This is a genomic window from Mesorhizobium huakuii (assembly GCF_014189455.1).
In the GTDB taxonomy this organism is placed as follows: Bacteria; Pseudomonadota; Alphaproteobacteria; order Rhizobiales; family Rhizobiaceae; genus Mesorhizobium; species Mesorhizobium huakuii_A.
Map to the genome: position 1 here is coordinate 1,000,364 of NZ_CP050296.1, position 14,464 is coordinate 1,014,827.

Sequence of the window (14,464 nt, forward strand, 5' to 3'; positions counted from 1 at the left end):
AGACCGTCATCATGCGGTATGCCTGACACGATGAGCGCTGCGTACGACTACATCATCGCCGGCGCCGGCTCGGCCGGCTGCACGCTGGCCAACCGGCTGGTCAATGCCGGTAAGCGCGTGCTGGTCGTCGAGGCCGGCCCGGCCGACAACACCAGGCTCATCGACATGCCCGCCACCTTCGCCAAGGTGATCGGCACGGCGCGCAGCTGGATCTACGAATCCGAGCCCGAGCCCAGCGTCGGCGGCCGCCGGCTGCCGGTGCCGCAAGGCCGCACGCTGGGCGGTGGCTCTTCCATCAACGCCATGCTCTACATCAGGGGCCAGCCGCTGGATTACGATGGCTGGCGCGACCTCGGCTGCCCCGGCTGGGACTGGGACGAGGTGCTGCCTGTGTTCCGGCGGCTGGAGCGCAATGAGCGCCTGGCCGGTGAACGCCACGGCACCGAGGGACCGCTGCCGGTCTCCGATCCCCGCCACCGCCACCCGCTGTCATTGGCCTATGTGCAAGCCGCGCAGCAGGCCGGCTATCGCTACAATGACGACTTCAACGGCGCCGCGCAGGAAGGCGTCGGCTTCTACCAGACGACCACGGCGAATGGGGAAAGACAGTCGGCGGCAAAGGTGTTCCTGCGGCCGCTGGCCGGCAATGCCAACCTCACCGTCATCACCGATGCGCTGGTCACCGGCGTGACGCTGGAAAACGGTGCCGCAAGCGGCCTCGCCTACACCACGGCGGACGGCCAGAACCACGCGGCGACGGCAAAGGCCGAAGTGATTCTCACGGCAGGCGCGCTGGCGACGCCCAAGCTGATGATGCTATCGGGCCTCGGCCCGGCCGAGCATCTGACCGGGCTCGGCATTCCCGTCATCCGCGACATGCCCGCGGTCGGCCGCGACCTGCAGGACCATGTCGCCGCTCCCGTCTATGCGCTGACGCGGCAGCCGATCTCGCTGCTGGGCCAAGATCGCGGCCTGCGGGCGCTGCGCCATGGCTTGCAATATCTGATGTTCCGCACCGGCCTGCTCACCTCCAACGTCGTCGAAAGCGGCGGCTTCTTCGACACCGATGGCGATGGCCGGCCCGATATCCAGTTCCATGTCCTGCCGGTGATGATCGAAAGCGCCGAGCACGGCTCGATCGAGCGCCACGGCATGGAGCTCAACCCGTGTGTGCTGCGGCCAAAATCGCGCGGTACGGTCAGCCTGCGCTCGCGTGATGCGGCGGACCCGATCCGCTTCACCACCGGCTTCCTCTCCGACCCGGACGATCTTGCCTTGCTGCTCGCTGGCATGAAGATCGCCCGCACCATCCTGCGCCAGCCGGCACTGCGGGCGGTGGTCGCCGAGGAACTGTCGCCGGGCGCGGACGCCGACCTCTCCGACCAAGCGATTACAGACCACATCCTCGAACACGCCAAGACGGTCTATCACCCCTGCGGCACCTGCCGGATGGGCAGCGATGACGACGCGGTGGTCGACCCGCAACTGCGCGTGCGCGGCGTACCGCGCCTGCGCATCTGCGACGCCTCGATCATGCCGCGCCTGATCAGCGGCAACACCAACGCCCCGGTGATTATGATCGCCGACCGCTGCGCGGATTTTATTTTGGGCGGGTAAAGCGGCTGTTCAAGCCCTGCCGTTCGCAGCCTGTGCCGGCATGTTGAGCAACTGGCTCGTATTGTCGATCGAGAACTGCACACGTCCGCTGGCGCTCCGATGGCCGCCAGCCTGCTGTCCCTGGTGCCGGTCATAGTGCTAAGCCTGCTCGCGCAGCGCTTCATCGTCGATACGCTACGCGAAAAGCAGGGATCATGAGCACAGTCATCGTTATCGGCCATGTCAATTACGACCAGGTCTGGTCGTTGTCCTCGCCCCTCGCCTCGGGCGCGCGCATCGTCTATTCCGGCCGCAGCGTCAGGCTCGGCGGCGGCGGCTTCCACACAGGCACCCAGTTGGCCAGGCTCGGCAACCAGGTCCGGCTGATCAGCAATCTGATGGATGACGACCATGGCCGGGCAGCGCTCGCCAAATTGCAGGCGAGCGGCATCGATACCGGCTACGTTACCCTATGGGCCGGCGAAACGCGGTTCACCGAAATCCTGCTCGAGCCCAATGGCGAGCGCACCATTTTGAACCCCGGCGGCCAGATGCGCCCGCCCTTCGCCGCACCGGAGCCTGTCAGCGGCGACGCCGCCTACCTCAACGCCCTGGTGCTCGATGCCGGCCTCGTTGCCTCGCTGCGGACGATCCCGCTTGTCATTTCGCAGTTTCCGCTGCGCAGCGCCTCGCCTCGCCCGGCCGACATCGTCATCGGATCGCGCGCCGATTTTCCCGGCGAGGACACGCGAGCGATCTGGGAGCGAGCAGCAGTGATCGCCGGCCCTCGCCTGAAGACGCTGGTGCTGACCGACGGAACGCGCCCGATCTCGCTCTATGACGGCAAGGTGCTCAACCACGTCACGCCGCTGAAGCAGGTCTCCGTGCCCGACACGATCGGCGCCGGCGACTGCTTTACCGGGATCTTCCTGCACGGCCTGCTGCAGGGGCTGAGCCTTGAGCTTTCCGCCGAACAGGCCAGCCAGCAAACCGCCGAATGGCTGTCAGAACGATTCCGTACCGGCTGAGACAGGCGGTCCGGCAAGGCCGACTTTCATGAAAATGTCATAAAAATCAAATGGAAACCGGCATTCGGGTGAACTAGAAAACATGTCCTGGAGAGATCGTGACCGAGGCGGCGGCAAGCCGGCGCATCGTCGCCATGATCGGCGTCTTCCACCACCCAACGATGTCGCCGACCTTGTCGCCCGCGAAATCCATCCTGAAACCGCTTCCTTGCAAGAGACGTGACATGTGGCTGAGTGAATTCGAAATCGTCCTGCGCGACCGCGTCATTCCGAACGGCGCCGTCAGGATCGAAAACGGCCGGATCGCCGAGATCCGCGACAAGCCCGTCGAGCATGCCGACATAGAGGGTGGCGGCCGCCTGTTGCTGCCTGGCTTCATCGACATGCATGGCGACATGGTGGAGAGGGAAGTCGAGCCGCGCATCGGCGTGCATGTACCGATGCCGATCGGCATTGCCGAACTCGACAAGAAGCTCGCCTCCTGCGGCATCACCACCGCCTACGCCGCGCTCTCCTTCATCGGCGCCAGCGCCACCAGCGGCGTGCTGCGCTCGGAAGATCACACATCAGCGATCATCGACATCATCGCCGGGATGAAGGACGAATTGCTGGTCGACCATCGCATCCATGCCCGCTTCGAAGTGACGTTCACCCCGGCGATTCCCAGGCTGCAAAAGCTGATGGATGCCGGCAGGCTGCATCTGATCTCGCTGATGGATCACACGCCCGGACAGGGACAGTATCGCGACGTCGAACTCTACATCGCCCGCATCGCCAAGGAACGCGGCATGTCCGTCGCGGACGCATCCGAGGTCGTCGGCAAGCGCATGGCCGGCCGCAACGGCCAGGGTGATGTGCTGAATGCGCTGCAGGACCTGTCGGCCCGCGCGCGGGCCGCCGGCGTCGTGCTCGCCTCGCATGATGACGACACGCTGGAAAAAGTGGAACTGGTCCATGGCCTGGGTGCCGCGCTCTCGGAATTCCCGGTGACGCTGGAAGCAGCACAGGAAGCCCGCAGGCTCGGCATGCACACCGCCATGGGCGCCCCCAACGCGCTGCCTGGCGGATCCTATTCCGGCAATCTTTCCGCCCGCCAGGCCTATGAGGCCGGGCTGCTCGACATGCTGGCCAGCGACTATCATCCGGCCTCGATCCTGCCTGCCGTGCTAGGCCTGGCGGAACTGCGGGGCGATGGCCTCGCGGCGGCGACGGCACTGACCAGCGCCAACCCGGCGAACGCCCTGGGGCTCACCGATCGCGGCGCCATCGAGCCTGGCCTTCTAGCCGATCTCGTCGTGGCGGACCGCCATCCCGTGCCCCGCGTGCGCGCCACCTTCCGCGCCGGCCGCATGATCTACGGCGATGGCACGCTTGCACAGGCGGGGAGAGTAGAACGCCTTCCCCTCGCCATGGCTGAACGGCTACCGGCTGCCTCCCGGGAAAGCGCATAGCGCTTTCCCTCGGGAATTGCGTCAAAACAAAGAGATAGAGCAAGAGCAATTCCAGGAAAGTATGAGCGGTTTTTGGAGTGCGCCCCTCGGAGCGGACAGGATCAAGCGGCAGTTTTGACCATCTTCCGGGCGTGTTGGTCTTCGAACTGTTGCGGGCTGAGATAGCCGAGCGCTGAATGCAATCGGCGGGTGTTGTAGACCTCATCAATGAAGCGGGGAAGGTCCTCAGCGACGTCGGTGAAGGTTTCATAGGCCATCGGATAGATGGCTTCGACCTTCATCGTCTTCATGAAGCTTTCCGCTTTGGCATTATCGTAGGGATTGCCGCGCCGACCCATCGATCCAATAAGATCGTGCTCGGCGAGAAGATTGCGATAGAGGAGCGCGGCATATTGCGCCCCTCGATCCGAGTGATGGACGCAGCCCGGCGGCGGCTTTCGCCGTTCGATTGCCGCCTTCAATGCTGCAACGGTCAAGCGCGCGTCGATCGAACGGCCGATGGCGTAACCAACGACCTTGCGGGACCAGGCATCCAAGATGACCGCGACGTAGACGAAGCCTGCCGCAATCGCCACGTAGGTTATGTCGCTTACCCAAAGCCGGTTCGGGCCATCGAGTGTCACGTCCTTCGCCAGGTTCGGGAAGATCGGCAATTCATGATTGCTGTCCGTGGTGGCGATGAAGCGTCGCCTGATCCTGGGCTGCAGATCATGCTCGCGCATCAATCGTCTGATCTTCTTGTGGTTCACGACAATGCCGCTCTGCCGCAGCGCCGCCTGCATGCGGCGATAGCCGTAGGCTTCGAAGCTGTCGGAGATCTCACCCATCGTCTCGACGAGCGCTGTGTCATCCACGGCGGTTTCGGGCTGATCGTAGTAGGTTGATCGCGCGATCCCCATCAGCCGGCATCCTTCAGCGATGGAGACACCGCGGGGCCGGTGATCACGGATGTAGGCCCGCTTCTGGGACGTGGTGCGCTTTTCAGAGCCCCCTTTAGAAACTCGATTTCCAAGGCTTGCCGGCCTACCAGCCGCTCCAGCGCGGCGATCCGAGCCTCATAGGTCTGCATCGTCTCGGCCGCCGCTACATCCTCGTCGAAGGCGCCGGCCTCGTATTTCTGGACCCAGATACGGATCAGGTTACGCGCTAGTTCGTGCCGCCTGGCCAGACCATGAAGCGTCTCGCCGGAGAGGAACTCTTGCACTACCTGACGTTTGAACTCGATGCTGTGCGCGCGATGTGCAGTCATGGCTTCCATCTTTCGAAAGCCCGGCTTCCAAGTCAATTCTGCTTAGTCAAGCTGTCCGCTCCGAAGGGCGCATTCCATTTCCCGGGAAAAGTGTGAAACGGCTTTCGCACAGAAGTTGCGTCAAAACAAAGAGTCTAAACGTCGAGCACGACCATCATGCCGCGCACTTCGGCCATTTCCAGCAGCATGTCCTGCAGGGTTTCGACGGTCAGCGCTGCACCCGTTATGGCCACCAGCTCGGTGATACTCTCTCTCATGGAAATGACCGCGACTCCGGTTTTCTCGGAAAGCAGTCGTCCAATGGCTGCTCGGATCTGGGCATTCTGGTCAGGCATGATTCCCCCTTCATGCTGGATGACGATATAAGTTTTCTCCAACGGTATGCTTTTTTCGCAACTTCTGCGAGCTTTAGCCTAGGCTTGCAAGCCGTCTTGGCATGTCTGATCTCTATTATTTGTCCGACAGTTGCTTAGCGACGACAGTGACGGCGGCGCCCACGGCTTGCCGTCCGCTTCCATGACCGCAAGCAGGGCCAGCGGCACTTCGTGCCGACTGAGCCCGATGAGGGGCTTGTCTTGCACCGTTACCGGCAATTCCGTGGATGTGTCGAAAATGCAGCACATGCCTGTCGGCTCGTTCAGAATCTCAAAACGGTCCAATGCAAGCCTCTCCATCCCCCGGGAGCCTTGTAACGCGCGCGCCCATCAGAGGTTGCATGAGGGTGGACGTTTTTTGCGGCAGTGAACCGTGGATCGTACGGCATGCGGCCCGACAGGACCGCCCATGGCGCCATGGAAATCGCTTCGCACCATTTTAAATCTTGACGCGTGTCAATTTTTTATAAAACATGCGCAAACGCTGATGGGGCTAGGTCAGCGCTCTGGGAGGAGAAATGCCTGGCATGGAAAAGGTCCCGACCGGGTCCGTTGTCCGCGAGACGTTCGGCGCTCGCAGGGCCGGAGGCCGCGCGGCGTCGCCAATCCCGGTATGGCTCTCGCAGCACCAGCCGCGGGCGTCCGTGGGCATGCCGATGAGACACATCAAACAAACAAGAAGCGGAGGAACAAAATGCGTATCTTCAACGGCCTGACGCTTGGCGCGGGCCTGCTGGCAGCCATCATCTCGGCGCCGTCTTATGCCGAGGACGCACCGAAGGTCGCGGCCATCGTCAAGGGCCTCGACAACCCCTTCTTCCAAACCATGCAGAAAGGCATCGAAGAGCAGGGCAAGGCCAGCGGCGTCAATGTCAGCGTCCAGGCCGCCGCCAATATGGGTGACGCCACCGGCCAGGCCGACCGCCTGACCGCCATGGCCATGCAGGACTTCGATTGCTACCTGGTCAACCCGATCAGCGTCTCCAACCTCGTCCAGGCGCTGGTTCCGGTCGCCCAGAAGAAGAAGCCGATCGTCAACATCGACTCGACCATCGACGCCGAACAGGCCAAGGCCGCCGGCTTTGCCGTCTCCACCTATATCGGCACCGACAATGTCGCCGCCGGCGCGCTGGCCGGCGAGGAAATGCTGAAGCTGGTGCCGAAGGGCGGCAAGGTCGCGCTGATTGCCGGTATCGTCGGCGATGTCGGCTCAAATGCCCGCATCAAGGGCTTCAAGCAGGCCGTCGAAGGCAAGCTCGAGGTGGTGGTGATGGTGAGCGCTGACTGGGATCGCGAGAAGGCGTTGACGGCAGCCACCGACATCCTCGCCGCTCATCCGGACCTCGCCGGCTTCTTCGCCGCCAACGACATTATGGCGCTCGGCGTCGAACGCGCCGTGCAGACCTCGGGCAAGGACGTCAAGGTGATCGGCCTCGACGGCATCGTCGATGCGCTGAAGTCGATCGCAGCCGGCGAGCTCTCGGCCACCGTCGCCCAGTATCCCTATGTCGTCGGCGCCATGGGCGTCGAGGCCTGCCAGGCGGCGGTCAAGGGCAAGCAACTGCCCGCCAACGTGCCCGCGCCCGTGCTGCTGATCAACAAGGCCAATGCCGAGGCCTCGCTGAAGAACTTCCCGCGCCCCGGCGGCGACTATCCCGATCCGCTGCGTGAGCTGTTGAAGTGAGCAATTCCACAGACAACGCGCCCGTCGCCCATTCGGCGGGCGCGGCGGAGGAGAGCCGCCCCTCCCTGTCGGCTCTCCTCCTGGATCCTTCCTTCTGGGCCGACTGGGCGTCCGTCGTCGGCCTGGTCGGTCTCGTCATCATCTTCGGCATCGCCCAGCCGGTCTTTCTCAGCGTCGCCAATTTGCAGGCATTGCTGCTGGCATCGGCGATCCTGGTTGTGCTGTCGATCGGCCAGACCTTCGTCGTCGCGACATCAGGCATCGACCTGTCGCTGGCGGCTGCCGTCATGCTCGGCGCCATCATCCTCGGCCTCGTCAATGCGGCGGGCTACGGCATCGTCATCGCCTGCGTGCTGGCGGTGCTGGCCACCAGCGCCATCGGCTTCCTCAACGGCCTCATCATCACCGTCGGCAAAATCCCCGATTTCGTGGTGACGCTCGGCACGCTGTCGGCCATCACCGGGCTTGGCCTCATCCTGTCGGGCGGCGAACCGACCATGGTCGGCTCGACCTTCCTGTTGAAGCTCGCTTCCGGCTCCTTCGGACCGTTCGGCTATCCAGTCTGGGTGGCGATTGCAGCGGTGGCGGTGGCGCATATCGCGCTCTATCACACGCGCTTCGGCGTGCATCTGCTGGCGACCGGCGGCCAGGTCGAGAGCGCCGGCGCACTCGGCATCCGCACCAACCGCGTCAAGATCGCCGCCTACACCATTTCGGGGTTCTGCGCCGGACTCGCGGCAATCCTTCTGGTGGCGCGCATCGGCTCGGCCGAACCGCAGATCAACACCAGCCTGCTCCTGAACTCCGTGGCGGCGGTGGTGCTGGGCGGCGTCAGCCTGTTCGGCGGCCGCGCCAGCATCCTCGGGCCCGCGATCGGCGCGCTGATGCTGACCGCGCTGGTCAACGGGCTGACGCTGCTCAGCGTGTCGGCCTTCTATCAACCGCTTGCCGTGGGCGCCATCGTGGTGCTGGCGGCACTGATCATGCGGTACCAGAAATGAGCGCCGTCATCCCCTTCCCTGCCTCGGACGCGATCATCGCTTGCGACGGCCTGAGCAAGCATTTCGGCGGCGTGCGCGCCTTCACCGATGTCGCCTTCCAGGCGCGCCGCGGCGAAGTCACCGCCGTCATCGGCGACAATGGCGCCGGCAAATCGACGCTGATCCGCTGCCTGGTCGGCGTGCATGTGCCGGATGCCGGCTCGATCGTCTTCGACGGCCGCGAGCACCCCTTCTCCAATCCGGACGGCGCGCGCAAGGCCGGCATCGAGACGGTGCACCAGAACCTGGCGCTGATCGACGAGCTGACGGTGGCGCAGAACCTGTTCCTCAACCGCGAACTCGTGCGCCGCATCGGCCCCTTCGCTTTCCTCGACCGCAAAGCGATGAAACGCGAGGCCCGCTCGATGCTGTCGCGCCTGTCGATCAACGTACCGTCGATCAACCAGCGTGTGCGGCGCCTATCAGGCGGCCAGCGGCAGGCGATCTCGATCTGCCGCGCCGTCGGCTCCGGCGCCAAGCTGGTGGTGATGGACGAACCGACGGCAGCGCTCGGCGTGCAGGAGACCGCCAATGTCGAGGCGCTGATCCGGCGCCTGCGCGAACAGTCGGTCTCGGTCATCCTGGTCAGCCACAATTTCGATCAGGTGCGGCGCCTGTCCGACCAGATCTGGGTGATGCGGGCGGGAAAGATGGCAGCGACGGTGCGCGCGTCGGAGACCACGGGCAACGAACTCGTCGCGCTGGTCACCGGCGCGGCGTGACCGGGGCAATCATGAAATTGATGTCTGGCCCTCATGGCCGGCCCGAAATGAAATCAAGGGAGTTTGAGAGTGGCACCACTTCGTGTCGGGCTTGTGGGTCTTGGAGAAGTCGCGCAGTCGATCCATCTGCCTGTTCTGGCCGACCAGCGCGACCGCTGGCAAATAGCGGGAGTCCATGACGTCTCGCCAAGCCTAGTGACGCTCATAACGTCGGAATATGCCGGGGTGAAAGCCTATGAGAGCGCTGAAGCGCTGATCGCTTCACCCGATATCGACGTGGTCTTCGTGCTGTCGTCCGACGACACCCACAGCCGCTTCGTGCGCGCGGCCATGCAAGCCGACAAGCACATCCTGCTGGAAAAGCCCGCCTGTCTCACGGTGCGCGAGATCGACGAATTGCTGGCGCTGATGCCGGCCTACAAGAAAGCCCTGTTCGTCGGCTACATGCGCCGCTACGCGCCGGCCTATCTCCAGGCCAGGGACGAACTGCCCGCCTATGCCGACATCACCCATGTCCGCATCTTCGACCTGATCTCGGAAGGCCGGCATTTCCTGAAGAAGAGCCAGAACATCCTCTATCCCCGGGACATCGACCCTGCCCTGCTGGCACGCGGCGCCAAGGAGCGTGACGCGCTGATCCGCGAAGTGGTGGGCACCGATGCCCCCGCCGACCTGGTGCGCGCCTATCGCGGGCTGACGGCTCTGTCCTCGCACCACATCTCGGCAATGCGCGGGCTCATCGGCGAACCGAAAGGCGTGGTGGCCGCGCACCGCACCAATGGCGGCGCCAACACGTCGGTCACTTTCGACTATGGCCATTTCGCCTGTCTCTATGACGCGGTGGTCGACGATCTCGGCCTGTTCGACGCCATGATCGAGGTGCGCTCCAACACCAGGCGCGTGCGCATCATCTACGACACGCCCTATATCCGCAGCCTGCCGACCCGGCTTGAGGTGACCGAGGCCGGCCCGCTCGGCCCGGTGACGAAAAGCTTCGGGCCGCTTTACGGTGACGCCTTCTCCAACGAGCTGGAGATTTTCCACCGCCACATCGCGGAAGGCACCAAGCCGCTGACCGACCTCGCCGACTCGCGGCGCGACCTGGCGCTGATGGCCGAGATCATCGAGCGCATGAAAGAGAGCGGCGGAGAGTCCTGAGCACTGCCGGCAAGATGTCTGCAGGAACAACACGTTCCGACAAAGACTGCTGATTGGCTCTTGCCGAAGCCGGCGGCCTCGCTCATCCATTGCGGGCGACAACAGCCCGAGACCAGTGATGACCGACGCCAGCCTTCATCTCGTCGAAGCCACGATCGACCAACTGCGCCGTGCGCTCGATGAAGGCACCGTCACCAGCGTCGAACTGGTCGCGGCATATCTCAGGCGCATCGCGCATTTCGACCGGCATGGCATCAGCCTCAACGCCGTCCCGGTGCTCAATCCTGATATGTTCGAGGAGGCCGCCGCTTCCGACCAACGGCGCCGCAATGGCGCCCTGCTCGGGCCGCTCGACGGCATCCCCTACACCGCCAAGGACAGCTACAAGGTCAAAGGCCTGACGGTGGCCGCCGGCTCGCCGGCCTTCGAACATCTCGTCGCCAATGAGGACGCCTTCACCATCGCCCGGCTCAGGGCCGGCGGCGCGGTGCTGATCGGCCTCACCAACATGCCGCCCATGGCCAATGGCGGCATGCAGCGCGGTGTCTATGGCCGCGCCGAAAGCCCCTACAATGCCGACTATCTGACCGCTGCCTTCGCCTCGGGCTCGTCCAACGGCTCGGGCACCGCGACGGCGGCCAGCTTCTGCGCCTTCGGGCTCGGCGAGGAGACCTGGTCGTCCGGCCGTGCGCCGGCCACCAACAACGCGCTGGTCGCCTACACGCCGTCGCGTGGTGTCATCTCGGTGCGCGGCAACTGGCCATTGGTGCCGACCATGGATGTCGTGGTGCCGCACACGCGGACCATGCCCGACATGCTGGAGCTGCTCGACGTCATCGTCGCCGACGATCCCGAGACGCGAGGCGATTTCTGGCGCGCGCAGCCTTGGGCCGCCCTGCCGAAGAGTTCTGAGGTACGGCCGCGGCGCTATACCGATCTGACGCTTGCCGGCTCGCTGAAAGGCAAGCGGCTCGGCGTGCCCCGCATGTACATCGGCCGCGACAGCGGAGCCGACCGGCCGATCGAAACCCGTGCCTCCGTGCTCGCCCTGTGGGAGCAAGCGGCAGCCGATCTGAAGCGACTTGGAGCGGAGGTGGTGGAGGTCGACTTTCCCGTCGTCTCCAATTACGAGCGCGACCGTCCCGGGGCGCGCACGATGATCGAGCGCGGGCTGGTGCCGCCGGATTTCGCCGACCGCGAACTCTGGGATCTCTGCATCTGGGGCTGGGACGACTTTTTGCACGCCAATGCCGACCCTGACACCCCCGATCTCGCCTCGGTCGATGGCCCGAAAATCTTCCCGCAGCCGCCCGGCACGTTACCTGATCGCTACGAAGGTGGCTTCGACCTGGGGGAGTATGTCGAGCGCGCCAAATCCGGCGTCACACCCTTCAGGGATATCCCAACCGTTGCAGAGGGCCTGAAGGGGTTGGAAGCGACAAGGCGCATCGATTTCGAGGACTGGCTCGATGCACAAGGCATCGACGCCGTGGTGCTGCCCGCCGCCGCCGATGTCGGCCCGGCGGACGCCGACATCAACGAGGCTTCGGCTGATTTAGCCTGGCGCAACGGCACCTGGGTCGCCAACGGCAATCTGGTCTGGCGCCATTTCGGCATCCCGACCGTGACCGTGCCGATGGGCACGATGGCCGATATCGGCATGCCGGTCGGCCTGACCTTCGCCGGCAAGGCCTATGACGACGAAAGCCTGCTGCGCATGGCCGGCGATTTCGAACAATCGACACAACGCCGTACGCGGCCGGCGCGCACGCCTGAGTTGGCGGACGATGTTTTTTCAGGGCGGAGCGCCAAGGCTGGTGGCAGCGCGGCGCCGCCATTTGCCATCGCGCTCGCCACTGAGACGCGGGCTTCGGGCGACTGGGACGAGATCGCGATCACACTCGACCTGCCAGCCGAGGCGGAGAACGCCAGCATCGCACTGCATGTCAACGGAGAGCCCGTCGCGATGCACCGCAGCGGCGGCCGCTTCAGCGGGCGTGCACTCGTGCCGACCGCCGAGCATAAGCGGTTCCACAGCGTCTGGCGCGGCTCTTATGGCTCGATCGTGACGGCGGTGGTGCGGCTGGAGGATGGGCGTAGTGCCGGCGCCTATGTGGTTACGGGTGGGATTGGGTGAGCGGAGCGGAAAAGCCAACACCCACCGTCGAGTTCCGTCACGCCCCCTCTGTCCTGCCGGACATCTCCCCCCACGAGGGGGAGATTAGCAGCTTTGGCGCCTCGCCTTTTCCTGCAACTTTGAAAATTCGCGAAGGCCGTGATGACAGCCGATCTCCCCCTCGTGGGGGAGATGTCCGGTAGGACAGAGGGGGCGCCGTAGAGCGCCAACATCGCCGCTACCCCCGCGCCGCCCAGAGCAAACCGCGCTCGACAATCAGCGCCATCTCAGGCACCGCGAACTCATCCGCCGTGTGCCCAAGCGAACTGTAAAACACCTTCCCCGCGCCATACCGGCGCTTCCACACCACCGGCATAACGACACCATCAATGCCTGGGAAATGCGCGTCGCTGAAAGTCGTTGTCGCCAGCACCTCGTTGCTCGGGTCGACATGCATATAATACTGCTCCGACCGGTAGGCGAAATCGCTGATGCCACTGGTGATCGGGTCGTCCGGTTGTGTGATCACCACACGATAGTCGATGATGTTGCCGGGATGCGCGACCCATTGGCCGCCGGTCATGAACTGGTAGTCGGGCTCGTTGCGGAAACTGTCGCCCATCGTGCCGTGGAAGCCGCCGAGCCCGCTTCCCCCGCGAACGGCCTGCGTCAGGTTCTGCAGCTCGGCCTTCTCGATCGTGGACATCGTAATGACAGGCACGATGAGATCGAACGACGACAGCTCCGGATCGGCGAACAGCGCCGTGCCTTGGCCCAGCGTGACATCAAACCCGTTGCGCTGAAGCAGCGCGCGGATGATGTTGGCGCTGCGCTCGGGCGTGTGGCCTTCCCAGCCGCCCCAGGCAATCAGGGCCTTCTTCGCCATGCCGTGAACCTCCTGAATCGCCCGCCGCGATCGATGGTTACACGGCGCGGCGGTCAGCGCCAGCCCAGCGCCGGCGCGACATGGGTCAGGATCGCCTCGAGGACATGGGCGTTGTAGTCGACGCCGAGCTGGTTGGGCACGGTGAGCAGCAGCGTGTCGGCCTCGGCGATCGCCTCGTCCTGCGCCAATTCCTTGATCAGCACATCCGGCTCGGCGGCATAGCTGCGGCCGAAGATTGCCCTTGTGTTCTCCTCGATGAAGCCGATCTGGTCGCGGCTCTCATTGCCACGGCCGAAATAGGCGCGGTCGCGGTCGTCGACCAGGGCGAAGATGCTGCGGCTGACCGAAACGCGCGGCTCGCGCTCGTGGCCGGCCGCTTTCCAGGCCTCGCGATAGATCCGGATCTGTTCGGCCTGCTGGATGTGGAACGGCTTGCCGCTCTCGTCGAATTTGAGCGTCGAGCTCTGCAGATTCATGCCGAGCTTGGCCGCCCACTCCGAAGTGGCGTTGGTGGCAGCGCCCCACCAGATGCGCTCGCGCAGGCCCTCCGAATGCGGCTCGAGCCTGAGCAGGCCGGGCGGGTTGGGGAACATAGGCCGTGGGTTGGGCTGGGCGAAGCCGACCCCGCGCAGCGTGTCGAGGAAAACCTCGGCGTGATGCCGCGCCATGTCGGCGTCGCTTTTGCCTTCCTGCGGCTGGTAGCCGAAATAGCGCCAGCCATCGATGACCTGCTCGGGCGAGCCACGGCTGATGCCGAGCTGCAGCCGGCCGCCGGCGATGATGTCGGCGGCACCCGCATCCTCGGCCATGTAGAGCGGATTCTCATAGCGCATGTCGATGACCGCGGTGCCGATCTCGATGCGGCTGGTCTTCGCGCCCACCGCCGCCAGCAGCGGGAATGGCGAAGCGAGCTGGCGGGCAAAATGATGCACACGGAAATAGGCGGCGTCCGCACCAAGCTGCTCGGCCGCGACAGCGAGATCGATGGACTGCAGCAGCGCGTCGGAAGCCGAACGCACTTGCGATTGCGACGAGGGCGTCCAGTGCCCGAATGACAAGAAACCGATTTTTTTCATGGCCCTGAAGTATATGCGGGCGGCACGTGCTTCAATGCCAAAACAGCGGGGTTACACACCGTCACCTCGCGCCATACTCTGGGG

Annotated in this window: 13 protein-coding genes; 8 read left to right on the forward strand and 5 right to left on the reverse strand. The window is 64.5% G+C overall.

Annotated features, from left to right (window positions below):
* Positions 1–30: 30 nt before the first annotated feature.
* The 3 genes from HB778_RS04990 (at position 31) to HB778_RS05000 (ending at position 4,075) form a co-directional block, all read left to right on the forward strand.
* On the forward strand, positions 31–1,617 hold the full coding sequence (locus HB778_RS04990; protein ID WP_183461981.1) for a GMC family oxidoreductase: 1,587 nt from the start codon (positions 31–33) through the stop codon (positions 1,615–1,617).
* Between the two features lie 194 nt (positions 1,618–1,811).
* Entirely contained in the window at positions 1,812–2,624 is an 813-nt protein-coding gene (locus HB778_RS04995) for a PfkB family carbohydrate kinase (RefSeq protein ID WP_183461982.1), read from the forward strand.
* A 224-nt stretch (positions 2,625–2,848) separates the two neighbouring features.
* A complete protein-coding gene (locus HB778_RS05000) occupies positions 2,849–4,075 on the forward strand; it encodes an alpha-D-ribose 1-methylphosphonate 5-triphosphate diphosphatase (RefSeq protein ID WP_183461984.1) in 1,227 nt (408 codons plus the stop codon).
* Between the two features lie 101 nt (positions 4,076–4,176).
* Here the strand turns inward: HB778_RS05000 and HB778_RS05005 are convergent, their stop codons facing one another.
* The 3 genes from HB778_RS05005 to HB778_RS05015 form a co-directional block, all read right to left on the reverse strand.
* The gene (locus HB778_RS05005) at positions 4,177–5,025 is read right to left on the reverse strand and encodes an IS3 family transposase (protein ID WP_183465006.1); all 849 of its coding nucleotides are present in this window, start codon (positions 5,023–5,025) and stop codon (positions 4,177–4,179) included.
* Positions 4,974–5,324, reverse strand: a complete 351-nt coding sequence (locus tag HB778_RS05010) for a transposase (RefSeq protein ID WP_183460044.1) — start codon at positions 5,322–5,324, stop codon at positions 4,974–4,976. Before HB778_RS05010 ends, HB778_RS05005 begins: the two co-directional genes overlap by 52 nt.
* Positions 5,325–5,458: 134 nt before the next feature.
* Entirely contained in the window at positions 5,459–5,659 is a 201-nt protein-coding gene (locus HB778_RS05015) for a hypothetical protein (protein ID WP_095200683.1), read from the reverse strand.
* Between the two features lie 733 nt (positions 5,660–6,392).
* Here HB778_RS05015 and HB778_RS05020 point away from each other — a divergent pair.
* The 5 genes from HB778_RS05020 to HB778_RS05040 all read left to right on the forward strand — a co-directional run bounded on the left by HB778_RS05020 (position 6,393) and on the right by HB778_RS05040 (position 12,439).
* Entirely contained in the window at positions 6,393–7,382 is a 990-nt protein-coding gene (locus HB778_RS05020) for a sugar ABC transporter substrate-binding protein (RefSeq protein WP_183461986.1), read from the forward strand.
* Positions 7,379–8,383, forward strand: coding sequence for an ABC transporter permease (locus HB778_RS05025; RefSeq protein ID WP_183461988.1), 1,005 nt, complete (start codon positions 7,379–7,381; stop codon positions 8,381–8,383). Before HB778_RS05020 ends, HB778_RS05025 begins: the two co-directional genes overlap by 4 nt.
* On the forward strand, positions 8,380–9,144 hold the full coding sequence (locus HB778_RS05030) for an ATP-binding cassette domain-containing protein (RefSeq protein WP_183461990.1): 765 nt from the start codon (positions 8,380–8,382) through the stop codon (positions 9,142–9,144). The genes HB778_RS05025 and HB778_RS05030 overlap by 4 nt, the downstream gene beginning before the upstream one ends.
* Positions 9,145–9,213: 69 nt before the next feature.
* Positions 9,214–10,302, forward strand: a complete 1,089-nt coding sequence (locus HB778_RS05035; protein ID WP_183461992.1) for a Gfo/Idh/MocA family protein — start codon at positions 9,214–9,216, stop codon at positions 10,300–10,302.
* A 118-nt stretch (positions 10,303–10,420) separates the two neighbouring features.
* Positions 10,421–12,439, forward strand: a complete 2,019-nt coding sequence (locus HB778_RS05040; RefSeq protein ID WP_183461994.1) for an amidase — start codon at positions 10,421–10,423, stop codon at positions 12,437–12,439.
* Between the two features lie 217 nt (positions 12,440–12,656).
* On the opposite strand, the gene HB778_RS05045 is transcribed toward HB778_RS05040, so the two are convergent.
* A complete protein-coding gene (locus tag HB778_RS05045) occupies positions 12,657–13,304 on the reverse strand; it encodes a ThuA domain-containing protein (protein WP_183461997.1) in 648 nt (215 codons plus the stop codon).
* 53 nt (positions 13,305–13,357) lie between these two features.
* Positions 13,358–14,380, reverse strand: a complete 1,023-nt coding sequence (locus HB778_RS05050) for an LLM class flavin-dependent oxidoreductase (protein ID WP_183461999.1) — start codon at positions 14,378–14,380, stop codon at positions 13,358–13,360.
* Between the last annotated feature and the right edge of the window lie 84 nt (positions 14,381–14,464).

Bases quoted from the DNA above. Each gene is read 5' to 3' on its own strand.
- HB778_RS04990 (WP_183461981.1), top strand. From the start codon at position 31: ATGAGCGCTGCGTACGACTACATCATCGCCGGCGCCGGCTCGGCCGGC.
- HB778_RS04995 (WP_183461982.1), top strand. From the start codon at position 1,812: ATGAGCACAGTCATCGTTATCGGCCATGTCAATTACGACCAGGTCTGG.
- HB778_RS05000 (WP_183461984.1), top strand. From the start codon at position 2,849: ATGTGGCTGAGTGAATTCGAAATCGTCCTGCGCGACCGCGTCATTCCG.
- HB778_RS05010 (WP_183460044.1), bottom strand. From the start codon at position 5,324: ATGACTGCACATCGCGCGCACAGCATCGAGTTCAAACGTCAGGTAGTG.
- HB778_RS05015 (WP_095200683.1), bottom strand. From the start codon at position 5,659: ATGCCTGACCAGAATGCCCAGATCCGAGCAGCCATTGGACGACTGCTT.
- HB778_RS05020 (WP_183461986.1), top strand. From the start codon at position 6,393: ATGCGTATCTTCAACGGCCTGACGCTTGGCGCGGGCCTGCTGGCAGCC.
- HB778_RS05030 (WP_183461990.1), top strand. From the start codon at position 8,380: ATGAGCGCCGTCATCCCCTTCCCTGCCTCGGACGCGATCATCGCTTGC.
- HB778_RS05040 (WP_183461994.1), top strand. From the start codon at position 10,421: ATGACCGACGCCAGCCTTCATCTCGTCGAAGCCACGATCGACCAACTG.
- HB778_RS05045 (WP_183461997.1), bottom strand. From the start codon at position 13,304: ATGGCGAAGAAGGCCCTGATTGCCTGGGGCGGCTGGGAAGGCCACACG.
- HB778_RS05050 (WP_183461999.1), bottom strand. From the start codon at position 14,380: ATGAAAAAAATCGGTTTCTTGTCATTCGGGCACTGGACGCCCTCGTCG.